This is a genomic window from Novosphingobium sp. NPDC080210 (genome assembly GCF_050281025.1).
GTDB lineage: Bacteria > Pseudomonadota > Alphaproteobacteria > Sphingomonadales > Sphingomonadaceae > Novosphingobium.
The window spans coordinates 311617-333320 of record NZ_JBNNWL010000004.1; the positions used below are offsets into that span (position 1 = coordinate 311617).

A 21704-nucleotide genomic window follows, 5' to 3' on the forward strand; every position below is an offset into this window, starting at 1 on the left:
CGCGGCAGGGATTCGCGCGCATCGGCAGCGCCGACAAATCGGTCCTGCTGCAGCCGCGAAGGGGCGCGTGTAGCGGGGCCTCCACAACCAGGAGGCAATTACGCATGACCCAGGTCGGACAGGACACGCTCGGCACACGTTCCACCCTTAATGTCGGTGGCAAGGACTACGCCTATTACTCGCTGAAAAAGGCGGCCGAGAAGTTCGGCGACATTTCCCGCCTGCCGTTCTCAATGAAGGTGCTGCTGGAAAACCTGCTGCGTTTTGAAGACGGCGGCTTCACCGTTTCGACCGACGACGTGAAGGCCGTGGTCGACTGGCAGAAGAACCCCAAGGAATCGACCAACGAAATCCAGTACCGCCCGGCGCGCGTTCTGCTGCAGGACTTCACCGGCGTTCCCTGCGTGGTCGACCTGGCCGCCATGCGCGATGCCATTGCCAAGCTGGGCGGCGACACCAGCAAGATCAACCCGCTGGTTCCGGTCAACCTGGTGATCGACCACTCGGTCATGGTCGACGAATTCGGTCACCCCAAGGCGTTCGAAGAGAACGTGGAGATCGAATACCACCGCAACATGGAGCGCTATGACTTCCTGAAGTGGGGTTCCAAGTCGCTCAACAACTTCTACGCCGTGCCCCCGGGCACCGGCATCTGCCACCAGGTCAACCTGGAAAACATCGCCCAGGCGGTCTGGACCTCGCAGGACCAGAACGGCCAGGCTGTTGCCTATCCCGACACCTGCGTCGGCACCGACAGCCACACCACCATGGTCAACGGCCTGGGCGTGCTGGGCTGGGGCGTTGGCGGGATCGAAGCCGAAGCGGCCATGCTGGGCCAGCCGGTTTCGATGCTGATCCCCGAAGTGGTCGGCTTCAAGCTGACCGGCACGCTCAAGGAAGGCGTGACCGCGACCGACCTGGTGCTGACCTGCACCAACCTGCTGCGCAAGCACGGCGTGGTTGGCCGCTTCGTCGAATACTATGGCCCGGGCCTCGCCGGTCTGACTCTGGCTGACCGCGCGACCCTGGCCAACATGGCCCCGGAATATGGCGCCACCTGCGGCTTCTTCGGCATTGACGACAAGACGCTGGACTATCTGCGCCTGACCGGCCGCGAAGAAAGCCAGATCGCCCTGGTCGAAGCCTATGCCAAGGAGCAGGGCTTCTGGATCGACCCGTCGGTTGAGCCCGTCTTCTCCAGCACCCTGGAGCTTGACCTGTCGACCGTCGTGCCCTCGCTCGCCGGGCCGAAGCGCCCGCAGGACCGCGTGTCGCTGCCCGACGTTGACGACGTGTTCGCCAAGGACATGGCCGAAACCTACAAGAAGGCGAACACCCGCGTTCCGGTGGAAGGCAAGGACTTCGACATCGGCGACGGCGACGTGATGATCGCTGCCATCACCAGCTGCACCAACACCAGCAACCCGGGCGTGCTCGTGGCGGCTGGTCTGGTCGCCAAGAAGGCCGACGAACTGGGCCTGAAGCCCAAGCCCTGGGTCAAGACCTCGCTGGCACCAGGTTCGCAGGTCGTCACCGACTACCTCAACAAGGCCGGGCTCCAGCCGCATCTGGACAACATCGGCTTCAACCTGGTCGGTTATGGCTGCACCACCTGCATCGGCAACTCCGGCCCGCTGGCCGAGCCGATCAGCAAGGCGATCAACGAAAACGGCCTGGTTGCCGCTGCCGTGATTTCCGGCAACCGCAACTTCGAAGGCCGCGTCTCCCCTGACGTGCGCGCCAACTTCCTCGCCTCGCCGCCGCTGGTGGTGGCCTATGCGCTCAAGGGCACGGTGATCGAAGACTTCGTCACCACCCCGATCGGCAAGGGCAAGGACGGCCAGGACGTGTTCCTCAAGGACATCTGGCCGAGCAACCAGGAAGTGGCCGACACCATGGCTTCGTGCATGGACCGCGCCATGTTCCAGGCCCGCTATGCCGACGTCTACAAGGGCGATGCGCACTGGCAGGCGATCAACGTCACCGGCAGCGAAACCTACCAGTGGCGCGCGGGCAGCACCTATGTTGCCAACCCGCCGTACTTCGAAGGCATGACGATGACCCCGGCCCCGGTGCAGGACATCATCGAAGCCAAGCCTCTGCTGATCCTGGGCGATTCGATCACCACCGACCACATCAGCCCGGCCGGCAACATCAAGGCTGACAGCCCGGCTGGTCAGTGGCTGATGGAGCACCAGGTCGCCAAGGCCGACTTCAACTCCTACGGCGCGCGCCGCGGCCACCACGAAGTCATGATGCGCGGCACCTTCGCCAACATCCGCATCAAGAACGAGATGGTTCCGGGCACCGAAGGCGGTTTCAGCCGCTATGGCGATGAAGTGCTGCCGGTCTATGACGTGGCGATGAAGCACAAGGCCGCCGGCACCCCGATGGTCGTCGTCGCGGGCAAGGAATACGGCACCGGCTCCAGCCGCGACTGGGCGGCCAAGGGCACCAACCTGCTCGGCGTCCGCGCCGTGATCGTCGAAAGCTTTGAGCGTATCCACCGCTCGAACCTGGTCGGCATGGGCGTGCTGCCGCTGCAGTTCATGGGCGGCGACACCCGTGAAACCCTGGGCCTGGACGGCGATTGCACCTTCACCATCCACGGCGTGGCCGATCTCAAGCCGCGCCAGGACGTGACCGTGGAAGTGACGCGCGGCGATGGCAGCAAGTTCACCTTCACCGCGCTGTGCCGCATCGATACCGCCAACGAAGTCGAATACTTCATGAACGGCGGCATCCTGCACTACGTACTGCGCAAGCTGGCTGCTTAAGCCGGTCAGAGCGGACTGCAAAAGGGCGGCGGGACTTCAGTTCCGCCGCCTTTTTTGTGCGCCCTTGCCACTATTCCCCAATGCCGTTCGTGGTGAGGAGGCACCGAAATCGCAGATTGAGGAGCCGTCTCGAACCACTGCGTGCTCCGCTGTCCTTCGAGACGGCGCCTCAGCCTGCGCTTCAGCACCTCCTCAGGACGAACGGCTTAGGGATCGTGACTCCGCTCATGCTGAGCTTGTCGAAGCATGATTGCCGGAACAGTTACCCCTCGCCGTCGAACAACCCGGTCTGCGAACCGCTCGGCGGGGTCAGGCCCAGGTGCTGCCAGCCGCGATCGTTCAGGCAGCGCCCGCGCGCGGTGCGGGCGACCAGGCCCAGCTGGATCAGGTAGGGCTCGATCACGTCCTCGATTGTGTCGCGCGGTTCGGACAGGCCCGCTGCCAGCGTTTCCACGCCGACCGGACCGCCTTTGTAGATGTCGGCAATCATGTTCAGATAGCGCCGGTCCATCGCGTCGAGGCCCAGCGAATCCACTTCCAGCCGGGTCAGCGAACTGTCCGCCAGCGCCCGGGTGATCGTGCCATCCCCGCCGACATGGGCAAAGTCGCGCACCCGGCGCAGCAGGCGTCCGGCGATGCGCGGCGTACCGCGCGCGCGCCGCGCAATCTCGCGCGCGCCGTCCGGGTCGATGCCGATGCCCAGCAGTCCCGCGCCGCGCGTCACGACCTTCTCCAGCTCGTCCACGGTGTAGAAGTTGAGCCGCACCGGAATGCCGAAGCGGTCACGCAGCGGCGTGGTCAGCAAGCCCTGCCGCGTCGTTGCGCCGACCAGAGTGAAAGGCGGCAAGTCGATCCGCACCGAGCGCGCGGATGGTCCTTCGCCAATGATCAGGTCCAGCGCGCGGTCCTCCATCGCCGGATAGAGCACTTCCTCAACCTGCGGGTTGAGGCGGTGGATCTCGTCAATGAACAGGACGTCGCCCGCTTCCAGATTGGTCAGGAGCGCGGCCAGATCGCCTGCCTTGGCAATCACCGGCCCGCTGGTGGCGCGAAAACCGACGCCCAGTTCCTTGGCCACGATCTGCGCCAGCGTGGTCTTGCCCAGCCCCGGCGGGCCGAAGAACAGCACATGATCCATCGCCTCGCGCCGCGAACGCGCCGATTCGATGAACACCCGCAGATTGTCCTTCGCCGCCGCCTGCCCGACGAATTCGCCCAGCGACTTGGGCCGCAGCGCCGCATCGGCATCTTCGGCCTGACGGGTTGAGGAGAGGAGCGGGTTATCGGTCACCCCGTTGCCCTTTTCAGTGCAACGCGGACGAGGTCATTCAGGCCTGCGCCCTCGCCCAGTTCATCCAGGGCGCGGGCCACTGCTTCGGTGGCGACGTTCGGTTTGAAGCCCAGGTTCTGCAAGGCCGATACGGCATCGGCGCTGGCCGAACCGGCGGGCACGGCGGCCAATGCGGCTCCGCCGACCGAGGGCAGCGCCCCGGCCTTGTCCTTCAGTTCGTTGACGATCCGCGCGGCCAGTTTCGGACCCACGCCTTGGGCACGGGCAACCATCGCCGCATCGCCCCCGGCGCAGGCGCGCTGCAATTCTTCCACCGTCAGCGCGGAAAGCACGGCCAGGGCCATCTTGGATCCCACGCCTTGCACCCCGGTCAGCAGGCGGAACCATTCCCGCTCGCCCCCGCTGGCAAAGCCGATCAGGCGCATGTCGGTTTCGCTGACCTGCATTTCGGTGTGGACCGTCACCCGGTCCCCACGCACGCCGAGCGCCGCCAGCGTGCGCGCAGAGCACTGGACGAGATAGCCGACGCCAGCGACGTCGATCACCGCCCAGTCGGGTCCGAAATCATCGAGCGTGCCGGTCAGCTTGGCGATCATGCCAGCGGGTTAACCCGCCCGGCACCGTTCGGCAAGCAAAAGGAACAAGTGGCGAACGCAGCTGTGGAAGAGTGCCCGTCAGAAGCGCGGCAGGGGGATGTCCGCGCCGATCTTGCAGGCCAGGGCCGCCGCGCCGACTTGCAGCATGACCTCGCTGTCGTTCACCCGGCCCGCCACGCGGATCAGGTCGCCGAAGGTCATGCGCCCGCCGGTATCGTAATAGCGCGCCGCATCGGCGAGGCGGTTGACCTGTCCGGTGGAGAGGTGCCCGCGCAGGAATTCCGCCGCGCAGCTCGCCTCGTTGCGGTCCAGGCCATAGCGCATCAGCGCATCGGAAATCTGGTAGCGGCTGGCCACGCAGCCAGACAGGGCAAGGCCTGCAACCGCGGCGAGCGCAAGGGTTTTGGACATGTGCATTGGCGTCTCCGGTCAGGCCCCCGGATTTCCCCTTAGCAGCCCTTCCTGAATACTGCCTTGCTAGGGCCGGCCCAGCAGATGGGCGTGAGCGATGGCCACGGCCAGCGCGTCCGCCGCGTCAGCCCCGGCCAGTTTCACCCCGGGCAGCAGCACGCCCAGCATGGCCTGAACCTGCGTCTTTTCGGCAGCGCCGGTTCCGACCACGGCCTTTTTCACCAGCCGGGTCGCATATTCGGACACGTCCAGCCCGGCTCGCGCAAGGGCAAGCAGACACACGCCGCGCGCTTGCCCCAGCTTCAAGGTCGACTGGGGATTCTTGTTGACGAATACCTCCTCAACCGCGCCGCTATCCGGGCGGTAGTGCAGGATCACGTCGGTCAGTTCCCGGTCGAGCAGCACCAGCCGTTCGGGCAGGGACAGCTTGGTATCCGTCTTGACCTGCCCATTGGCGACATGGCTCAGGCGGTTGCCGTTTTTCGCCACGATCCCCCAGCCCGTGCAGGTCAGCGAGGGGTCAAGGCCGATGATCAGCACGTCAGAGCTTCAGCCCGAAACGCGGGCCGAAATGGGCCATGCCCAGGTACAGCACGATGGTCAGCGCGCAGCCGGCCAGCAGCGCCAGCCAGAACCCGCTGCCCTGCCGCAGCATATATGGGATCAGCAGGAACATCGGCAGGCTGGGGAGCACGTACCAGAACGTCGCCTCGGCATGGATCGCCATGTTCTCGGCATCGGGCCGGGAATGCCACAGCAGCATCATGCCCAGCACCGAGACGAGCGGCAGCGAAGCAACCAGCGCGCCCAGCGTGGGCAGGCGCTTGCCGATTTCGGCGATGGCCACGATCAGCGCGCCAGACAGCAGAGCCTTGGCGACGAGGCCAAACACCAGGGGTCAGCCCAGCTTCGCCATGACTTCGTCGGAGATTTCGTAATTGCCCCAGACGGTCTGGACGTCATCATCGTCGTCCAGCACGTCGATCAGCTTGAGCAGCGTCGCCGCATCGCCTTCGCCGACTTCGGTCTTGAGGCTGGGCTTCCACGCCAGCTTCACGCCTTCGGCTTCGCCCAGGACCTTTTCCAGTTCGCGGGCGACGGGGTGGAGGTTTTCGACCGCAACCCAGATGGCGTGGCCTTCCTCGTCGCTTTCAACATCGTCGGCGCCGGCTTCGATCGCGGCTTCAAGGACCTTGTCCTCGTCTCCCACGGCTGCGGAATATTCGATCAGGCCCAGGCGTTCGAAACCGTGGCTGACCGCGCCCGATGCGCCCAGGTTGCCGCCGTTCTTGGCAAAGGCGGTGCGGACATTGGTGGCGGTGCGGTTGCGGTTGTCGGTCAGCGCCTCGACAATGATCGCCACGCCGCCGGGGCCATAGCCTTCATAGCGCACTTCTTCGTAATTCTCGCCGTCGCCCTTGCTCGCCTTTTCGATGGCGCGCTGGATATTGTCCTTGGGCATCGACTGGGCGCGGGCGGCATTGACCGCAGCGCGCAGGCGCGGGTTCATGTCCGGATCGGGCATGCCCATCTTGGCCGCCACGGTGATTTCGCGCGACAGCTTGGAAAACTGCGCGGCGCGCTTTTTGTCCTGCGCACCCTTGCGGTGCATGATGTTCTTGAATTTGGAATGGCCTGCCATGGGAACTGCCGTCAGCTAGGGTTTGGAATTGCCCGCCCCCTAGCGGACAGCGGGCCATCGCACAACCGGGGCGCTTATTCGCCGCCTTCCTGCTTGAACACCCGGCCCAGCTTCATCACGAAGCTGACCTTTTCGAGGCGGGTGACGTCGGTGAGCGGATCGCCGGAAACGGCGATGATGTCCGCCGGAAGGCCGGGCGCGATCTGACCCAGCTTTCCTGCCTGCCCCAACGCATCCGCCGCGCCCACGGTCGCAGCCACGATTGCGGACATCGGGGTCATGCCGCGATCGATCATCAGCGCGAATTCCTTGGCATTGTCGCCGTGGCGCGAGACGCCGGTGTCGGTGCCAAAGGCGATCTTCACGCCGGAACGCACGGCAAGGATATGGCTTGCCCGCGCGGCGGCAACGGCCTGTTCCGCCTTGGCGATGGTCGCCGCCGGAAGCGCGCCCGAACGCGCCTGCTGCGCGGCGGTTTCGCTGGCCAGCATGGTCGGGACCAGCCAGGTGCCGTGCTTGACCATGGCCTTGACCGTGGCATCGTCCAGGAAAGTACCGTGGTCGATGGTATCCACCCCGGCATTGACCGCTGCCAGGGTGCCCTCCTTGGCATGGCTGTGCGAAGCTGCCTTGCGGCCAAAGGAATGGGCGGTGTCGATGATCGCCTTCATCTCTTCGGAAGTCATCTGCTGGCCCAGCCCGCCCGCGACATTGGACAGGACCCCGCCCGTCGCCGCAAACTTGATCACCCCGGCCCCCAGCCGCACCTGTTCGCGCGCGGCGCGGCGGCAATCGTCGGCCCCGTTGCAGACATTGTTGTAATCGCGCGGATGGAATGCCTCATAGCTTTGCTCGTTAAGGCCGCCCAGATCACCGTGTCCGCCCGATACGGAGAGCATCTCGCCCGCATTGATCACCGTCGGCCCCGGCACGTCGCCGCGCGCGATGGCATCGCGCAGCGCGCGGATGCCGCGCGGCGGGCCGCCCAGATCGCGCACCGTGGTAAAGCCCGCCATCAGGTTGGCGCGGGCATTGGCGGTGGCCGTGAACAGGTCGTCCTCGCGGTCGCGGGTGGTCGCCTCCAGCCGCGCCTTCAGCGGATCGCCCAGGTTGAACAGGTGGACGTGCATGTCGATCAGGCCGGGGAGGACGAACTGGTCCTTCAGCTCCACCACCTTCGCCCCATCCTCGGGCGCGACAAAACCTTCGCGCACTTCGGCAATCGTACCATCGCGCACGATAATCGTGGATGGCCCGCGCGGTGCCTGGCCGGGCCGGTCCAGCAGCTTGCCCGCATGGATATAGGTTACTTGCGGTGCGGCAGGCGCAGCCCAGGCAGCCTGCGCACCTGCGGCGGCAAGGACGGTGACGGCGGCAAGCGTGATACGGCGCATGAAAAAACTCCCCTGATCTCATCAGGGGAGGTTAGCTGCGAAAGCCATACTTGCAAGGCGGGACGTGCGGCCCGCCACCAGCTTAGCCGAGGCCGAGCGCAGCCTTGTAGGTATCCAGCAGCGCTTCCATTTCGGCGCGGTCGTCCGGCTTCATCTTGCGCAGGCGCACGATCTGGCGGATGATCTTGACGTCATAGCCCACCGCCTTGGCTTCGGCGTAGACGTCCTTCACGTCGTCGGCGATGCCCTTCTTTTCCTCTTCAAGGCGTTCGATACGCTCGATCAGCAGGCGCAGGCGATCGTCGGTGGCGTTGGACATGGGGTAAGCTCCGGTGAATCAGAAGAATCGGTTGCCGCGCTCTTAGGGGGCAGGTGCGTTCTTCTTCAAGCTCTCGACTATGCGTTCCAACTGCTGCGGTGTCGCTTCGCTGTGGAAACGTTCCTTCCACTCGGCGCTGGACATGCCGTGAATGACCGCGCGCGCGGCTTCCTTGTCCAGATCCGCCCCCGCATCGCGAATCCAGTCGGCCAGGCAATTGCGGCAGAATCCGGCCAGGCCCATCAGGTCGATGTTCTGGGCGTCATGACGGTGACGCAAATGCCGGACAAGACGACGAAAAGCGGCTGCGGCAACGGCATCGTCCAGTTGCTCCAGCGGATCACCGGCGGTCGCATTCGTATTTTCGGAGCAGCTCATGGCATGGGTCCTTCATCTTTGTCCGGCCCTTTGCCATAGGAGCAGCAAGAACAGAAAGGACTAACCGTGGCCAAGATCGATCCGCGCGGGCGCAAAGTGAAAATTCTGGCGACGATGGGCCCGGCCAGCCGCAGCCCCGAGATGATCGAAAAGCTGCTGCGCGCAGGCGCCGATGCCTTCCGCGTCAACATGAGCCACGGGGACCATGAAACCCACGCCCAGACCATCGCCGCGATCCGCGCGGTAGAAAAGAACCTGGGCAAGCCGGTGGCCGTGCTGTGCGACCTGCAAGGGCCGAAACTGCGCGTCGGCACGTTCAAGGATGGCCGTGCCGTCATCCGCCATTCCGGCCACTTCACGTTCGACCGCGATCCCACCCCTGGGGATGAAAACCGCGTCTGCCTGCCCCACCCCGAACTGTTCAGCGTGCTGCACAAGGGACAGCGCCTGCTGATCGACGATGGCAAGCTGAAGCTGCGGGTGATCGAAGCGAACGAGGACCGCATCCTCTGCTCCGCCGAAGTGGGCGGCGTGATCTCGGACCGCAAGGGCGTGAACGTGCCCGATGCCGTGGTGCCGATCCCGGCCCTGACCGAAAAGGATCGCCGCGACCTGGCCTTTGCCCTGGACCAGGGGGCGGACTGGATCGCCTTGTCCTTCGTCCAGCGCCCCGAAGACGTCGCCGAAGCGCGCCGCCTGATCGGCAGCACCGGCACCGCGCTGATGGCCAAGATCGAAAAGCCCGCCGCGGTGGACCGGCTGGAGGAAATCATCGAACTGGCCGACGGGATCATGGTCGCCCGCGGCGATCTGGGCGTGGAACTCAATCCGGAAGAAGTCCCGCCGATCCAGAAGCGCATCGTGGCGATTACCCGCCGGTCGGGCAAGCCGGTGGTCGTTGCCACCCAGATGCTGGAATCGATGATCGAAAGCCCGGCCCCAACCCGCGCCGAAGTGTCGGACGTGGCCAATGCGGTTTACGATGGCGCCGATGCCGTCATGCTCTCTGCCGAAACCGCCAGCGGGGCCTGGCCGGAAGAGGCGGTGACGATCATGCACCGCATTGCCGGACAGGTGGAAAGCGACCCCGGTTATCGCCAGCAGGTCAGCTTTGCCCAGGTCATGCCCGATACGACCACGGCCGATGCACTCAGCCATGCCTGCGCCTCGATTGCGGAAAGCCTGCCGATTGCCGGGATCATCGTGTTCACCGGATCGGGCAGCACCGCCCGCCGCGTGGCGCGTGAACGGCCTGCCGCGCCGATGCTGGTCCTCACCCCGTCCCAGCTGATCGCGCGGCGCATGGCGCTGCTATGGGGCGCCCATGCGGTCAGCACCAAGGACATCGGCAGTTTCGAGGAGATGATCGCCAAGGGCAAGCGCATGGCTCTGCGGCACGGTTTCGGCACGGCGGGATCAAAGCTGATCGCCCTGGCGGGGGTTCCGTTCGGCACCCCGGGTTCGACCAACCTGCTCCACGTGGTGACGCTCAGCGGGGACGAATTGCAGCGCCATTCGGGCTAGGCTCTAACACAGGTCAATTGCCTTGGGCAGCGGCGCTGCTAGGGGAGCGCTCCAGAGGAGACCCCCATGCGCCGCGACTGGACCCGTGAAGAGATTGCCGAACTGTTCGACCTGCCACTGACCGAGCTGCTGTTCCGTGCAGCCGAAGTGCACCGGGCGAACCATCCGGCCGATCAGGTCCAGCTGTGCACCCTGTTGTCGATCAAGACCGGCGGCTGCCCGGAAGACTGCGGCTATTGCTCGCAATCGGTCAAGGCGGACAGCGGCGTGGCAGCAACCAAGCTGATGGACGTGCGCGAAGTGCTGCAATCGGCGGCGCGGGCCAAGGATGCCGGATCGCAGCGCTTTTGCATGGGCGCGGCCTGGCGCAACCCCAAGGATCGCGACATGCCCGCGATTGTGGAGATCGTGAAGGGCGTGCGCGCTTTGGGCCTGGAAACCTGCATGACCCTGGGCATGCTGACGCCAGGGCAGGCCGAAATGCTGGCCGAGGCAGGGCTGGATTACTACAACCACAACATCGACACCTCGCCCGAACGCTATGGCGATGTGATTACCACCCGCACGCTGGAAGACCGGCTCGACACGCTGGAGAACGTCCGCTCGGCCGGGATCAACGTCTGCTCCGGCGGAATCGTCGGCATGGGCGAAACCCGCGCGGACCGCGTCGGCTTCATCCACACGCTCGCCACCCTGCCGCGCCATCCGGAAAGCGTGCCGATCAACGCGCTGGTGCCGGTCAAGGGCACCGTGCTGGGCGACATGCTGGCCGATACGCCCATGGCGAAGATCGACGACATCGAGTTCGTCCGCACCGTGGCCGTCGCGCGGATCACCATGCCGCTGTCGATGGTCCGCCTCTCCGCCGGACGCGAATCGATGAGCGAAAGCACCCAGGCGCTGTGCTTCCTGGCCGGAGCCAACTCGATCTTCACCGGCGACAAGCTGCTGACTGCCGGCAATGCCGGCGACGATGCCGACGCCGCCCTGTTCGCCAAGCTGGGCCTGAAGGCGCTGGCCGGCGAGGAGCCAATGCGGGCCTGCGCGGGCGAGGCTCTGGTGCGGGCCTAACCCCGCGCGCCGAACAGGGCCGAACCGACGCGAATGTGCGTGGCGCCCAGCATGATCGCGGTTTCGAAGTCGTCGCTCATGCCCATGGAGCGACCGGCCAAACCGTGATCCCGGGCCAGCTTGTCGAGCAGGGCAAAGAACGGCGCGGCCTCGATTCCCGCAGGCGGCACGCACATCAGGCCGATCACTGGCAAGTCTGCGCTGCGCGCTTCGGCCAGCAGCGCAGGCAGGGCGGCAATGTCGCAGCCGCCCTTCTGCTCTTCCGCGCCGATGTTGACCTGGACGAAGCAGGGCACGCGCCGTCCGCTCTTGTCCATCGCCTTGGCCAGGGCGGCGACCAGGCTGGGCCGGTCGACCGAATGGATGCAGTCGAACAGCGCCACCGCGTCCTCGGCCTTGTTGGACTGAAGCTGGCCGACCAGATGCAGCGCAAGGTCGCCATACTCTTCGCGCAGCGCGGGCCACTTCGCCTGGGCTTCCTGCACGCGGTTTTCGCCGAACGCGCGCTGGCCCGCGTGGATCAGCGGCAGGATCGCGTCGGCGCCGTGCGTCTTGCTGACGGCGATCAGCGTGATGTCGTCCACCCGCCGCTGCGCGATCTTCGCGGCCTGGGCGATGCGGGCCTGGACTTCGGCCAGTGGGCTTTGCGGGGCAATGGCTGGATCGTTCATGGCGCGCTGCTATAGCGATCCCATGTCGCCGCGCCACCCTGTGTCGAAGATCTGGCTCGTGAGCGATGCGCGCAACGATGCCGCGCTGGAGCGCGCCTTGAAGCACCTGCCGCGCGGCAGCGGGCTGATCTTCCGCCACTATCACCTTTCGCCGCCTGAGCGCCGCGCCCGGTTCAAGCAACTGCGCCGCCTGGCCCGGCAGCACGGCCACCGCCTGGTCCTTTCGGGCAGTGCGGCTGAGGCCCGACGCTGGGGCGCGGACGGAGCCTATGGCGCGGACCTGTCAGCGGGAGGAAGCACGCTGCGGCTGGTCACCGTCCATTCCTTACGCGAACTGCGCCGCGCCCACCGCGCCGACGCGGTCTTGCTCTCCCCCGTCTTTCCGACCCGCAGCCACCCCGGCGGCAAGGTCCTTGGCCCGGTCCGCTGGCGCACCATCGCCGCGCTCTCTCCCGTCCCGGTCATCGCCCTGGGCGGCATGACCGCGCCGCGTTCGCGCCGGATCGGCGCAAAGCATTGGGCGGGAATCGATGCCTTTTGCGGTAAAGCGAATCCGGGGAATTCCAAGGATTCTTGACGCGGAGTCACCCCCCGGCGCATAACGCGTGCCTGATAGGGGAAGCATGATGGCAACACGACCGGCATCGGCCAGCCACCGCGGCGCGCGCGTCGATTGGCGCGCGGCGATGAAGCGCGCCTTGCGCCGCAGCGCAGAGATCGGCGGCGCCATCGTGCTGATCGGCGCGATGGTGTTCCTTGCGCTCGCCCTGATGTCCTACCACCAGACCGACCCCTCGGCCTCCACCGCCGCGGCTGGACCCGCCCAGAACTGGATGGGCGAGACCGGCGCATGGGTGGCAGAGCGCGCGCTGTTCCTGTTCGGCTGGACCGCGATCCTGCTGCTGCCGATGCTCTACGTCATGGCGCGCAAGCTGTGGCGGCTGGTCGAGGAAGAGGACGAGGACCTGCCCCATGCCGACCATGCCTGGTGGCGCCCGCTCGGCCTGCTCGCCCTGGCCATGGCGCTGATCGGGACCACCGTATCGCTGTGGATCAGCGCCGATGCCGACATGCCTGCAGGCTGGGGCGGCATCGCCGGTCTGGCCGGGGCCGGACTGGTCAGCCTTGCCGCATCGTTCGCACCGGAAGCCTACCGCTGGCTCTTCGCGCCGATCGTCGGGCTGGTCACGCTCGGCGCCGGAGCGGTCATCGCCGGACGGGTCTTTGCCTTTGACTGGGGCAGCCTGTTCACCCTGCCCGGCTTCCTCAAGCGCCGCCCGGCCCTGCCCGAACGGATTGCCGAGGCCATTCCCGTGGCCCGCAGCAAGAAGGAGCGCGACGCTGCCGCCACCGCTCCGGTGCCGCTGGGCGAGCCGCGCAAGGCCCCCGAGATCACCGACCCGGCCCGCGCCGCCAAGCCCGCGCAGATCACTGCCGCCAACCGCCAGGGCGACCTGTTCGACAAGTACGAGCTGCCCGCGCTCGACCTCCTCAACGATGCCCCGGCCAATTCCGCGCCCAAGATCGACAAGCTGGCGCTGGAGCGGAACGCCCGCCTGCTCGAAACCGTGCTCGACGATTTCAACGTCAAGGGCGAGATTACCGCCGTGCGCACCGGCCCGGTCGTCACCATGTACGAGCTGGAGCCCGCCCCTGGCATCAAGTCCAGCCGCGTGATCGGCCTGGCCGACGACATCGCCCGCAACATGAGCGCGATTTCCGCCCGCGTCTCCTCGATCCCGGGCCGCACGGTCATGGGCATCGAACTGCCCAATGCCGACCGCCAGATGGTCAGCTTCAAGGAACTCGTCGCCTGCGAGGCTTTCGCAGGGTCCAAGGGCGCGCTGCCGATCATCCTGGGCAAGGACATTGCGGGCGAGCCGATCGTGGCCGACCTGGCGACCATGCCGCACCTGCTGGTCGCGGGCACCACCGGTTCGGGCAAGTCGGTCGGGCTGAACTGCATCCTGCTGTCGCTGCTCTACCGCCTCACGCCTGCCCAGTGCCGCCTGATCCTGGTCGATCCCAAGGTGCTGGAACTCAAGTCCTATGACGATATTCCGCACCTCCTTTCTCCCGTGGTCACCGAACCGGCCAAGGCGGTCCGCGCGCTGAAGTGGGCGGTCGAGGAGATGGAGCGCCGCTATCGCCAGATGAGCGAGCTGTCCGTCCGCAACCTGGCCGGCTTCAACGAAAAGGTCCGCGCCGCCGCCGCCAAGGGCAAGCCGCTGGGCCGCCGCATCCAGATCGGCTTTGACCCTGAAACCGGCGAGGAGCTGTATGAAGAGCAGCAGCTCGATTACCAGCCGCTCCCCCAGATCGTGGTCATCGTCGACGAACTGGCCGACCTGATGGTCACGGTCGGCAAGGAAGTCGAAGTCCTGATCCAGCGCCTCAGCCAAAAGAGCCGCGCCGCCGGTATCCACCTGATCATGGCCACGCAGCGCCCCTCGGTCGACGTCATCACCGGCGTGATCAAGGCCAACCTGCCGACCCGCATCTCGTTCGCCGTGACCAGCCGGATCGACAGCCGCACCATCCTGGGCGAGCAGGGGGCAGAGCAGCTGCTGGGCAAGGGCGACATGCTCTACAAGCCCAACACCGACCCGATCAAACGCGTCCACGGCCCCTTCGTCTCGGACGAGGAAGTGGAACGCATCGCCGATTACTGGCGCAGCCAGGGCAGCCCGGAATACATCGATTCGGTCACCGAGGAACCGGAAGACGGCGGCTTCGGCTTCGACGACCTCGATGCCACCGCCTCCGACAATCCCGAGGAACGCAAGTACCGCCAGGCCTGCCAGATCGTGTTCGAAAGCCAGAAGGCCAGCGCATCCTGGCTGCAACGCCAGCTGGGCGTGGGCTACAACACGGCGGCCAAATGGGTCGAGCGCATGGAAGCCGACGGCTTCGTCGGCCCGGCCAACCACGTCGGCCGCCGCGACATCTACCGCGACCGCGACGGCAACCCGCTTTAGGGCAGGCGCGTAACGCGCGAAGTTGACACAGTTGACACCCTGTCCACTTCGTCCAACACCCGAAAACCCGCACGCAGCGGCCACTTCTGCCGCCAAAGCGCGAAGTGACGCGCACCGGCGAGGAAAAAATCAACCGCCCCGTGGAGCGGCAAAGTCCAACGATTGCAAAGAGCCGCCCCGAACCTAGCAGGCCCGGCCAGTGTAGGAAAACGCGCGGCCCCACCCCCGTCACCCTGAACTCGTTTCAGGGTCCATGGCGCGGTTGTCCCTGCCATTCCTTGGCCTAGGCAAGGCTGCGTCCTCGCCCTGTCCCGGCACGAACCGAGGCTGCCGACCCGATGGACCCTGAAACAAGTTCAGGGTGACGCGTGGGCAGGAACCGAGGAACAACGCCCCTGTCACCCCGGCGCAGGCCGGGGCCCAGCGGGCCTTGCGCCAGCGGAAAGACCAAAGGGTCTCGCGCAGAGGCGAAAAGGGCTGGCGGCGCAACGCCCCTACCTGAACCTCAACGCCGCTCGCCCTGAGCCTGTCGAAGGGCTGTTCTTCTTCCGCGCACAGCGCAGCGGCACAGCAAGACAGTGCTTCGACAAGCTCAGCACGAGCGGTTGGGAGGGGCAGAGTGATCCGACCTAAATCCGGCCCAGCACCCCAAACCGTCACCCTGAACTTGTTTCAGGGTCCATGGCGCGGTTGTCCCTGCCGTTCCTTGGCCCAGACAAGGCCGCGTCCTCGCCCTGTCCCGGCACGAACCGAGGCTGCCGGCCCGATGGACCCTGAAACAAGTTCAGGGTGACGAATGGGAGGAACAGGAGCATCCCTAACCCTCACCCCGTTCAGCCTGAATCGCCACCCCTTCCCCCGCCGCGCCGCCTCCTCTAAAGGCGGCGGATGATCCGTGTGACTGACCTTGCCCTGCCGCTTGACCATGCTCCTGACGAGCTGGAGGCCGCGCTGTGTGCCAAGCTGGGGATTGCTCCGGCGCGGCTGGAGCGGTTCAGCATCGCGCGGCGCGGGAACGATGCGCGCAAGAAGGCGGCGATCAAGCTGGTCTATTCCATCGACGCCGTGGTGAGCGACGAGGCCGAGGTGCTGGCGCGGCTGGCGGGCGATCCTCATGTAAAGCCCACGCCGGATACCGCCTATCGCTTTCCGGTCATGGCGCCCGCTGGGTGGCCAAAGGATGACAAGGCCGAGCGCCCCGTGGTGATCGGGGCGGGGCCGTGCGGGCTGCTCGCCGCGCTGATCCTCGCGCAGATGGGCTTTCGGCCGATCATCATCGAACGCGGCAAGGCCGTGCGCGAGCGGACCAAGGACACCTGGGGCCTGTGGCGCCGCTCCGTGCTGGAGCCGGAAAGCAACGTGCAGTTCGGCGAAGGCGGGGCGGGCACCTTTTCCGATGGCAAGCTCTATTCGCGGATCAAGGACCCGCGCCACCTGTCGCGCAAGGTCCTGACCGAATTCGTCAAGGCAGGCGCGCCGGACGACATCCTGACCGAAGCGCATCCGCATATCGGCACCTTCCGCCTGGTCACCATGGTCATGTCGATCCGCGAGACCATCGAAAGCCTGGGCGGCGAATACCGCTTTGGCACGCGGGTCGACGATTTCGACGTGGCGGACGGCCAGCTGCAGGGCCTGCACCTGTCCACCGGCGAATACCTGCCCGCGCGGCACGTGGTCGTGGCGGTGGGCCACTCGGCCCGCGATACCTTTGCCAAGCTGCATGAACGCGGGGTCCATGTCGAGGCGAAGCCCTTTGCCATCGGGGTGCGGATCGAACACCCGCAAAGCTGGATCGACAAGGCGCGTTATGGCCCGAATGCGGGCAACAAGGTGCTGGGCGCGGCGGCATACAGCCTGGCGCACAAGGCCAGCAACGGGCGCTCGGTCTATTCCTTCTGCATGTGCCCCGGCGGGCGCGTGGTCGCCGCCACCAGCGAAGTGGGCCGCGTCGTCACGAACGGGATGAGCCAGTATTCCCGCGCCGAATTCAACGCCAATTCGGGCCTGGTGGTGGACATCAGCCCGGAACGCGACTTTCCCGGCGGGCCGCTGGCGGGCGTCGAATTGCAGCGCAAGCTGGAAAGCCTGGCCTTTGTCGCGGGCGGATCGAACTATCAGGCGCCGGGGCAGAAGGTCGGCGATTTCCTGGCCGGGCGGGCCAGCAGCGAATTCGGCGTGGTCACGCCCAGCTACAAGCCGGGGGTCAAGCTGACGGACCTGGCGGAATGCCTGCCCGCCTTCGTGCTGGACGCGATCCGCGAGGCGCTGCCGGTGTTCGGGCGGCAAGTGCCGGGTTACGACCACCCGGACGTGGTCATGACCGGGGTGGAAACCCGCACCTCCAGCCCGGTGCGCATCCGCCGCGGCGCCGATTTCCAGAGCATCAACACCCGCGGCCTCTATCCGGCAGGCGAAGGCGCGGGCTATGCCGGCGGCATCCTCTCTGCCGCAGTGGACGGGATCAAGGTGGCCGAGGCGCTCGCGGCGGAACTGGTGGCGAATTGAACGCTCCGTTCGTCCTTGCGAGCATCGCGCAGCATTCCGTCACCCTGAACTTGTTTCAGGGTCCATGGCGCGGTTTGCCCTGCGGATCTGGGCACGGGCGAGGCCGCGTCCTCGGCCTGTGCCGACGCGCACCAGGGCTTTCGGCCCGATGGACCCTGAAACAAGTTCAGGGTGACCGTGTAAGTGATGGCGCGCGGCTTTGGGGTTCTGCGCTGTGAGCCACTACGACGCCATAGTCCTCGGCGCAGGCGCGGCGGGGTTGTTCTGTGCGGCAACCGCAGGCCAGCGTGGCAAGCGGGTGCTGCTGATCGACCACAATGACGAGCCGGGGCGCAAGATCCTGATCTCCGGCGGGGGGCGGTGCAATTTCACCAACCTGCACACCGCGCCGGACCGCTATCTTTCGGCAAACCCCCATTTCGCCAAGTCCGCGCTGAGCCGCTATACCCCGCGCGATTTCGTGGAACTGGTCGAGGCCTATGGCGTGGCCTGGCACGAGAAGACGCTGGGGCAATTGTTCTGCGATGGCTCGGCGCGGCAGATCGTCGCCATGCTGGTCGAGGAATGCGCCAAGGGCGGGGTCGAGCTGCGCTATGGCGTGGCGGCGGGTGAGGTGGAGCACCGCGACGGGCACTTCCACCTGGCTGGTGCCAGTGCGCCCGCGCTGGTGATCGCAACCGGCGGCCCCTCGATCCCGAAACTGGGCGCGACGAGCTACGCCTATGACCTGGCGCGGCGCTTTGGCCTGAAAGTCGTGCAACCGCGCCCCGCGCTGGTGCCGCTGACTCTGGCAGGCGAGGACGTGCTGTTCCGCGAACTGTCCGGCGTATCGGCCGAGGTCGTGGCTAAATGCGGCAAGGCGGCCTTTCGCGAGGCGGCGCTGTTCACGCATCGCGGCCTGTCCGGTCCGGCGATCCTGCAAGTTTCCTCCTACTGGCAGCGCGGCGAGGAGGTGCGGATCGACTTCCTGCCCGATGCCCCGCGCGGCTGGCTGATCGATGCCAAGCGCGCCCAGCCCCGCGCCAGCCTGCGCCGCGTGCTGCCCCTGCCGGAGCGGCTCTCCACCACCCTGGCCGAGCGGCTGGACCTGGCGGCGGAGCTGGGCAACCTGCCCGACAAGGCGCTGCGCAGCGCCGAGGAGCGCCTGCACGACTGGCGCTTTCACCCCAATGGCAGCGAGGGCTTTGCCAAGGCCGAAGTCACCGCGGGCGGGATCGACACGGCGGGCCTGTCCAGCCGGACGATGGAAGCGGCCAAGGTGCCGGGGCTCTATGCCATCGGCGAGGCGGTGGACGTGACCGGCTGGCTGGGCGGCTATAATTTCCAGTGGGCCTGGGCCAGCGCCAGGGCGGCCGGTGAGGCGCTATAGGCCCAGCACTTCGCGGTCTGGCCCCAGCTGCACGGTCAGGTCGGCGCGCATGGGCATTTCTTCCAGAATCCACCGCGTCAGCCGCTCGTAATGCTGGATGAAGCGGGACACTTGCGCCGGGTTCATCACCGCTGCGCCGCCCTTCGCGCGCAATTCCGCCTCCTGCTGCTCACGCCACCTGGCCACGACTTCCCAGCCCGGCGCGGCGAGCAGGACCAGCAGGTCGATCCGCGCGAAGAGGTGCTGGTATTCGCCTGCCAATGCCGCATTGGCGTGGCTGCGCCATAGGCCCGAGGGGTCTTCCAGTGTCTCCAGGGCATTGACCGGATGCGACACGTCCGGCTGGGGCCGGGCGCCGACGCACCAGCCTTCCAGCAGCAGCACCTGCGTTGCTTCGGGTGCAAGCGGCCAAGCTTCGCGCGGTGCGCGGTCGTCAGCGCCCTTGTCGAACCGGGGCAAGGGCGCCGCCTCGCCCCGTTCCAGCGCGGAAATCGTGTCGAGCCCCAGCGCCACGTCATGCGTTCCCGGCACGCCGCGCGTCGCGAACAGGGGGTGAACCTCCCGCGCCATGCGCTGGCGCTCGCTGCGGGTCTTGTAGAGATCGTCCAGCGACAGCGTGGCAAGCCGCAGTCCGGTGCCACCCGCCCGCTCTGCCAGATGGGCGGCGAGGGTCGACTTGCCGGACCCTTGCGCGCCGCAGATCCCGACGACCAGCGGCAGGCGCGAAGCGGAACGGACGGCCTCCTCGATCCGTTTGCACAGCGCATCGGCAAGGCGTTGGTCGATCATTGCCGGTGGTTAGCAGCACAGGCCCGACCTGCACAGACGAAGCCGTTATTGCGCAAAGCCGGTTTCAAATGTTACCAGTTAGGTCAAAGGAGAGTCCCATGCGCGTCGGCACGGTCAAGGAAATCAAGAACCACGAATACCGCGTCGGACTGACTCCGGAAAGCGTGCGCGAACTGTCTGCCCATGGCCACGAGGTCTGGGTGGAAAGCGGCGCGGGCCTAGGCATCGGCGCCAGCGACGCCGACTATCGCAAGGCCGGGGCGGTGATCCAGGACAGTGCCGCCGCGATCTTTGCCGAATGCGAAATGGTGGTGAAGGTCAAGGAACCGCAGGCGGCGGAGCGGGCCCAGCTGCGCGAGGGCCAGGTGCTCTACACCTACCTCCACCTCGCGCCCGATCCGCAGCAGACCGCCGATCTGGTCAAGTCGGGCGTCACAGCCATCGCTTATGAAACGGTCACCGGCCCGGGCGGCACCCTGCCGCTGCTGAAACCGATGAGCCAGGTTGCCGGGCGCATGTCGATCCAGGCGGGGGCGACTGCACTGGAAAAGGCGCACGGCGGGCGCGGGGTGCTGCTGGGCGGGGTTCCGGGCGTGCTGCCAGGACGGGTGATGATCATCGGCGGCGGCGTGGTCGGCTTCAACGCGGCGCAGATGGCCGTGGGCCTCGGCGCGGACGTGACCATCCTCGACCGCGATCCGGAAGTGCTCGAGCGGCTCGGCATCCATTTCGAAAGCCGCGCCAAGACCCGCTTTTCCAACCGCGCCAATATCGAGCAGATGATCTGCGAGGCCGATCTGGTGATCGGGGCCGTGCTGATCCCCGGCGCCGCCGCGCCGAAACTGGTGACGCGGGACATGCTGAAATGCATGAAGCCCGGCGCGGTGCTGGTCGACGTGGCGATTGACCAGGGCGGCTGCTTTGAAACCAGCCATGCCACCACCCATGCCGACCCGACCTATGTGGTCGATGGCGTGGTGCATTACTGCGTGGCCAACATGCCCGGCGCCGTGGCGCGGACCAGCACCTATGCGCTCAACAACGTGACCCTGCCCCACGCCCTGCGCATTGCGGACCTGGGCTGGAAGGAAGCGCTGCGGGCGAACCCGCACCTGGCGGCCGGGCTGAACGTCAGCGGCGGGAAAGTGACCTACGAAGCGGTGGCGCGGGAACTGGGGTACCATTACGTGCCGGTGGCCGAGGTGCTGGGTTAGCCCAAGGACTGGGTCCCGGCCTTCGCCGGGATGACGGCCATTTTCGTCACCTCAATTGCAAGTGCCCAAACAATAACCGTCACCCTGAACTTGTTTCAGGGTCCATTGCGCGGTTAGCCCCTCCGCTCCTTGGCGCAAAGCGAGGCCGCGTCCCCGGCCTGTTCCGGCGCGCACAAGGGCTTTCGGCCCGATGGACCCTGAAACAAGTTCAGGGTGACGTGGTGTGGGAGGGAGTGGTTCAGGCCTCATCCCCGAACGGGCGGAACGGCGCGGTCACTTCGTCGCGCACGCGGGACAGGCGTCCGCTGGCCTTGTCAATCATCGCCCAGGTGGTACGGGCGCTGACGATGACTTGCCCGGCCGCATTGCGGAAATCGACGCGGCGGTCGAACCTTGCGCCGCTCGGGCCAGTGGGGATGAAGGTTTCCGCCGTCACGCTTTCACCAAGGCCGATATTGCCGCGATAGTCAATCTCGTGCCGGGTCACGACCCAGATATAGGCGGCCTGATGCTCCGGCGCGGCCACGGCGGACCAGTGCGCCGTGGCGATCTGCTGGATCCAGTCGACCCAGACCGCATTGTTGACGTGGCCCAGTTCGTCGATGTGCTGCGGTTCGGCAGTGAAGGTGAGAAAAAACCGGTTCATCCCTCTCTCCGTTCGTGTCGAGCGAAGTCGAGACACCGCCCGGGGGGGGGGGCGCGAGGGGGACCCCCCCCGCGGCGGGGGGGGGGCCGCGCCCCCCCCCCCCCCAGGCCCCAGCGGGGGAGGAGG

20 protein-coding genes are annotated in these 21704 nt (G+C 66.5%); 8 read left to right on the forward strand and 12 right to left on the reverse strand.

From position 1 onward, the window contains the following. Positions 1 to 104 precede the first annotated feature (104 nt). Positions 105 to 2777 (forward strand): aconitate hydratase AcnA, encoded by a 2673-nt coding sequence (gene acnA / locus ACQKOE_RS13275; protein ID WP_374588309.1) that lies wholly within the window; start codon positions 105 to 107, stop codon positions 2775 to 2777. Positions 2778 to 3039: 262 nt separating this feature from the next. On the opposite strand, the gene ruvB is transcribed toward acnA, so the two are convergent. The 9 genes from ruvB to ACQKOE_RS13320 form a co-directional block, all read right to left on the reverse strand. Continuing rightward, entirely contained in the window at positions 3040 to 4068 is a 1029-nt protein-coding gene (ruvB, locus tag ACQKOE_RS13280; RefSeq protein WP_374588311.1) for a Holliday junction branch migration DNA helicase RuvB, read from the reverse strand. Further along, the gene (gene ruvA, locus ACQKOE_RS13285; RefSeq protein ID WP_427513201.1) at positions 4065 to 4664 is read right to left on the reverse strand and encodes a Holliday junction branch migration protein RuvA; all 600 of its coding nucleotides are present in this window, start codon (positions 4662 to 4664) and stop codon (positions 4065 to 4067) included. The genes ruvB and ruvA overlap by 4 nt, the downstream gene beginning before the upstream one ends. 78 nt (positions 4665 to 4742) lie before the next feature. Next, on the reverse strand, positions 4743 to 5075 hold the full coding sequence (locus tag ACQKOE_RS13290) for a hypothetical protein (RefSeq protein ID WP_374588315.1): 333 nt from the start codon (positions 5073 to 5075) through the stop codon (positions 4743 to 4745). Between the two features lie 66 nt (positions 5076 to 5141). After that, the gene (gene ruvC / locus ACQKOE_RS13295; RefSeq protein WP_427513202.1) at positions 5142 to 5615 is read right to left on the reverse strand and encodes a crossover junction endodeoxyribonuclease RuvC; all 474 of its coding nucleotides are present in this window, start codon (positions 5613 to 5615) and stop codon (positions 5142 to 5144) included. A gap of 1 nt (position 5616) precedes the next feature. Further along, the gene (locus ACQKOE_RS13300; protein ID WP_374588319.1) at positions 5617 to 5967 is read right to left on the reverse strand and encodes a DUF3147 family protein; all 351 of its coding nucleotides are present in this window, start codon (positions 5965 to 5967) and stop codon (positions 5617 to 5619) included. A 6-nt stretch (positions 5968 to 5973) separates the two neighbouring features. After that, positions 5974 to 6717, reverse strand: a complete 744-nt coding sequence (locus ACQKOE_RS13305; RefSeq protein WP_374588321.1) for a YebC/PmpR family DNA-binding transcriptional regulator — start codon at positions 6715 to 6717, stop codon at positions 5974 to 5976. Positions 6718 to 6791: 74 nt separating this feature from the next. Next, positions 6792 to 8111 carry an amidohydrolase family protein gene (locus ACQKOE_RS13310; RefSeq protein ID WP_427513203.1) on the reverse strand — a complete coding sequence of 440 codons (1320 nt, stop codon included), beginning with the start codon at positions 8109 to 8111 and terminating at the stop codon, positions 6792 to 6794. A gap of 82 nt (positions 8112 to 8193) precedes the next feature. Then, complete coding sequence (locus ACQKOE_RS13315; protein ID WP_374588325.1) at positions 8194 to 8430, reverse strand: DUF2312 domain-containing protein; 237 nt, start codon at positions 8428 to 8430, stop codon at positions 8194 to 8196. A 42-nt stretch (positions 8431 to 8472) separates the two neighbouring features. Further along, a complete protein-coding gene (locus ACQKOE_RS13320; protein WP_427513204.1) occupies positions 8473 to 8808 on the reverse strand; it encodes a DUF1244 domain-containing protein in 336 nt (111 codons plus the stop codon). A 66-nt stretch (positions 8809 to 8874) separates the two neighbouring features. On the opposite strand from ACQKOE_RS13320, the gene pyk reads away from it, so the two are divergent. Both pyk and bioB read left to right on the forward strand, forming a co-directional pair. Further along, on the forward strand, positions 8875 to 10332 hold the full coding sequence (pyk, locus tag ACQKOE_RS13325; protein WP_427513205.1) for a pyruvate kinase: 1458 nt from the start codon (positions 8875 to 8877) through the stop codon (positions 10330 to 10332). Positions 10333 to 10398: 66 nt separating this feature from the next. Continuing rightward, a complete protein-coding gene (gene bioB / locus ACQKOE_RS13330; RefSeq protein WP_427513206.1) occupies positions 10399 to 11403 on the forward strand; it encodes a biotin synthase BioB in 1005 nt (334 codons plus the stop codon). On the opposite strand, the gene ACQKOE_RS13335 is transcribed toward bioB, so the two are convergent. After that, complete coding sequence (locus tag ACQKOE_RS13335) at positions 11400 to 12074, reverse strand: YggS family pyridoxal phosphate-dependent enzyme (protein ID WP_427513207.1); 675 nt, start codon at positions 12072 to 12074, stop codon at positions 11400 to 11402. The two genes, bioB and ACQKOE_RS13335, sit on opposite strands and share 4 nt — an antisense overlap. Here ACQKOE_RS13335 and ACQKOE_RS13340 point away from each other — a divergent pair. From ACQKOE_RS13340 to ACQKOE_RS13355, 4 genes are all read left to right on the forward strand, one after another. Further along, a complete protein-coding gene (locus ACQKOE_RS13340) occupies positions 12058 to 12651 on the forward strand; it encodes a thiamine phosphate synthase (protein ID WP_427513208.1) in 594 nt (197 codons plus the stop codon). The two genes, ACQKOE_RS13335 and ACQKOE_RS13340, sit on opposite strands and share 17 nt — an antisense overlap. Positions 12652 to 12700: 49 nt before the next feature. Continuing rightward, entirely contained in the window at positions 12701 to 15052 is a 2352-nt protein-coding gene (locus tag ACQKOE_RS13345) for a DNA translocase FtsK 4TM domain-containing protein (protein WP_427513209.1), read from the forward strand. Between the two features lie 888 nt (positions 15053 to 15940). Next, on the forward strand, positions 15941 to 17560 hold the full coding sequence (locus ACQKOE_RS13350; RefSeq protein ID WP_427513210.1) for an NAD(P)/FAD-dependent oxidoreductase: 1620 nt from the start codon (positions 15941 to 15943) through the stop codon (positions 17558 to 17560). Positions 17561 to 17774: 214 nt separating this feature from the next. Continuing rightward, positions 17775 to 18929: an NAD(P)/FAD-dependent oxidoreductase gene (locus ACQKOE_RS13355; RefSeq protein ID WP_427513211.1), complete on the forward strand. Its 1155-nt coding sequence runs from the start codon at positions 17775 to 17777 to the stop codon at positions 18927 to 18929. On the opposite strand, the gene ACQKOE_RS13360 is transcribed toward ACQKOE_RS13355, so the two are convergent. After that, positions 18924 to 19718 (reverse strand): kinase, encoded by a 795-nt coding sequence (locus ACQKOE_RS13360; RefSeq protein WP_427513212.1) that lies wholly within the window; start codon positions 19716 to 19718, stop codon positions 18924 to 18926. The two genes, ACQKOE_RS13355 and ACQKOE_RS13360, sit on opposite strands and share 6 nt — an antisense overlap. Positions 19719 to 19816: 98 nt before the next feature. On the opposite strand from ACQKOE_RS13360, the gene ald reads away from it, so the two are divergent. After that, positions 19817 to 20932, forward strand: a complete 1116-nt coding sequence (gene ald, locus ACQKOE_RS13365; RefSeq protein WP_427513213.1) for an alanine dehydrogenase — start codon at positions 19817 to 19819, stop codon at positions 20930 to 20932. Positions 20933 to 21170: 238 nt separating this feature from the next. On the opposite strand, the gene ACQKOE_RS13370 is transcribed toward ald, so the two are convergent. Next, positions 21171 to 21578, reverse strand: a complete 408-nt coding sequence (locus ACQKOE_RS13370; protein ID WP_427513214.1) for an acyl-CoA thioesterase — start codon at positions 21576 to 21578, stop codon at positions 21171 to 21173. Positions 21579 to 21704: the final 126 nt, after the last annotated feature.

What these genes read in the sequence shown, in the direction of transcription:
- ACQKOE_RS13315 (WP_374588325.1), bottom strand. Translation starts at nt 8,430, where the DNA reads ATGTCCAACGCCACCGACGATCGCCTGCGCCTGCTGATCGAGCGTATC.
- ACQKOE_RS13320 (WP_427513204.1), bottom strand. Translation starts at nt 8,808, where the DNA reads ATGAGCTGCTCCGAAAATACGAATGCGACCGCCGGTGATCCGCTGGAG.
- ACQKOE_RS13370 (WP_427513214.1), bottom strand. Translation starts at nt 21,578, where the DNA reads ATGAACCGGTTTTTTCTCACCTTCACTGCCGAACCGCAGCACATCGAC.
- ACQKOE_RS13340 (WP_427513208.1), top strand. Translation starts at nt 12,058, where the DNA reads ATGGCTGGATCGTTCATGGCGCGCTGCTATAGCGATCCCATGTCGCCG.
- bioB (WP_427513206.1), top strand. Translation starts at nt 10,399, where the DNA reads ATGCGCCGCGACTGGACCCGTGAAGAGATTGCCGAACTGTTCGACCTG.
- ACQKOE_RS13310 (WP_427513203.1), bottom strand. Translation starts at nt 8,111, where the DNA reads ATGCGCCGTATCACGCTTGCCGCCGTCACCGTCCTTGCCGCCGCAGGT.
- ACQKOE_RS13345 (WP_427513209.1), top strand. Translation starts at nt 12,701, where the DNA reads ATGGCAACACGACCGGCATCGGCCAGCCACCGCGGCGCGCGCGTCGAT.
- ruvA (WP_427513201.1), bottom strand. Translation starts at nt 4,664, where the DNA reads ATGATCGCCAAGCTGACCGGCACGCTCGATGATTTCGGACCCGACTGG.
- ACQKOE_RS13305 (WP_374588321.1), bottom strand. Translation starts at nt 6,717, where the DNA reads ATGGCAGGCCATTCCAAATTCAAGAACATCATGCACCGCAAGGGTGCG.
- acnA (WP_374588309.1), top strand. Translation starts at nt 105, where the DNA reads ATGACCCAGGTCGGACAGGACACGCTCGGCACACGTTCCACCCTTAAT.
- ald (WP_427513213.1), top strand. Translation starts at nt 19,817, where the DNA reads ATGCGCGTCGGCACGGTCAAGGAAATCAAGAACCACGAATACCGCGTC.
- ACQKOE_RS13360 (WP_427513212.1), bottom strand. Translation starts at nt 19,718, where the DNA reads ATGATCGACCAACGCCTTGCCGATGCGCTGTGCAAACGGATCGAGGAG.
- ACQKOE_RS13290 (WP_374588315.1), bottom strand. Translation starts at nt 5,075, where the DNA reads ATGTCCAAAACCCTTGCGCTCGCCGCGGTTGCAGGCCTTGCCCTGTCT.
- ACQKOE_RS13335 (WP_427513207.1), bottom strand. Translation starts at nt 12,074, where the DNA reads ATGAACGATCCAGCCATTGCCCCGCAAAGCCCACTGGCCGAAGTCCAG.
- ACQKOE_RS13350 (WP_427513210.1), top strand. Translation starts at nt 15,941, where the DNA reads ATGATCCGTGTGACTGACCTTGCCCTGCCGCTTGACCATGCTCCTGAC.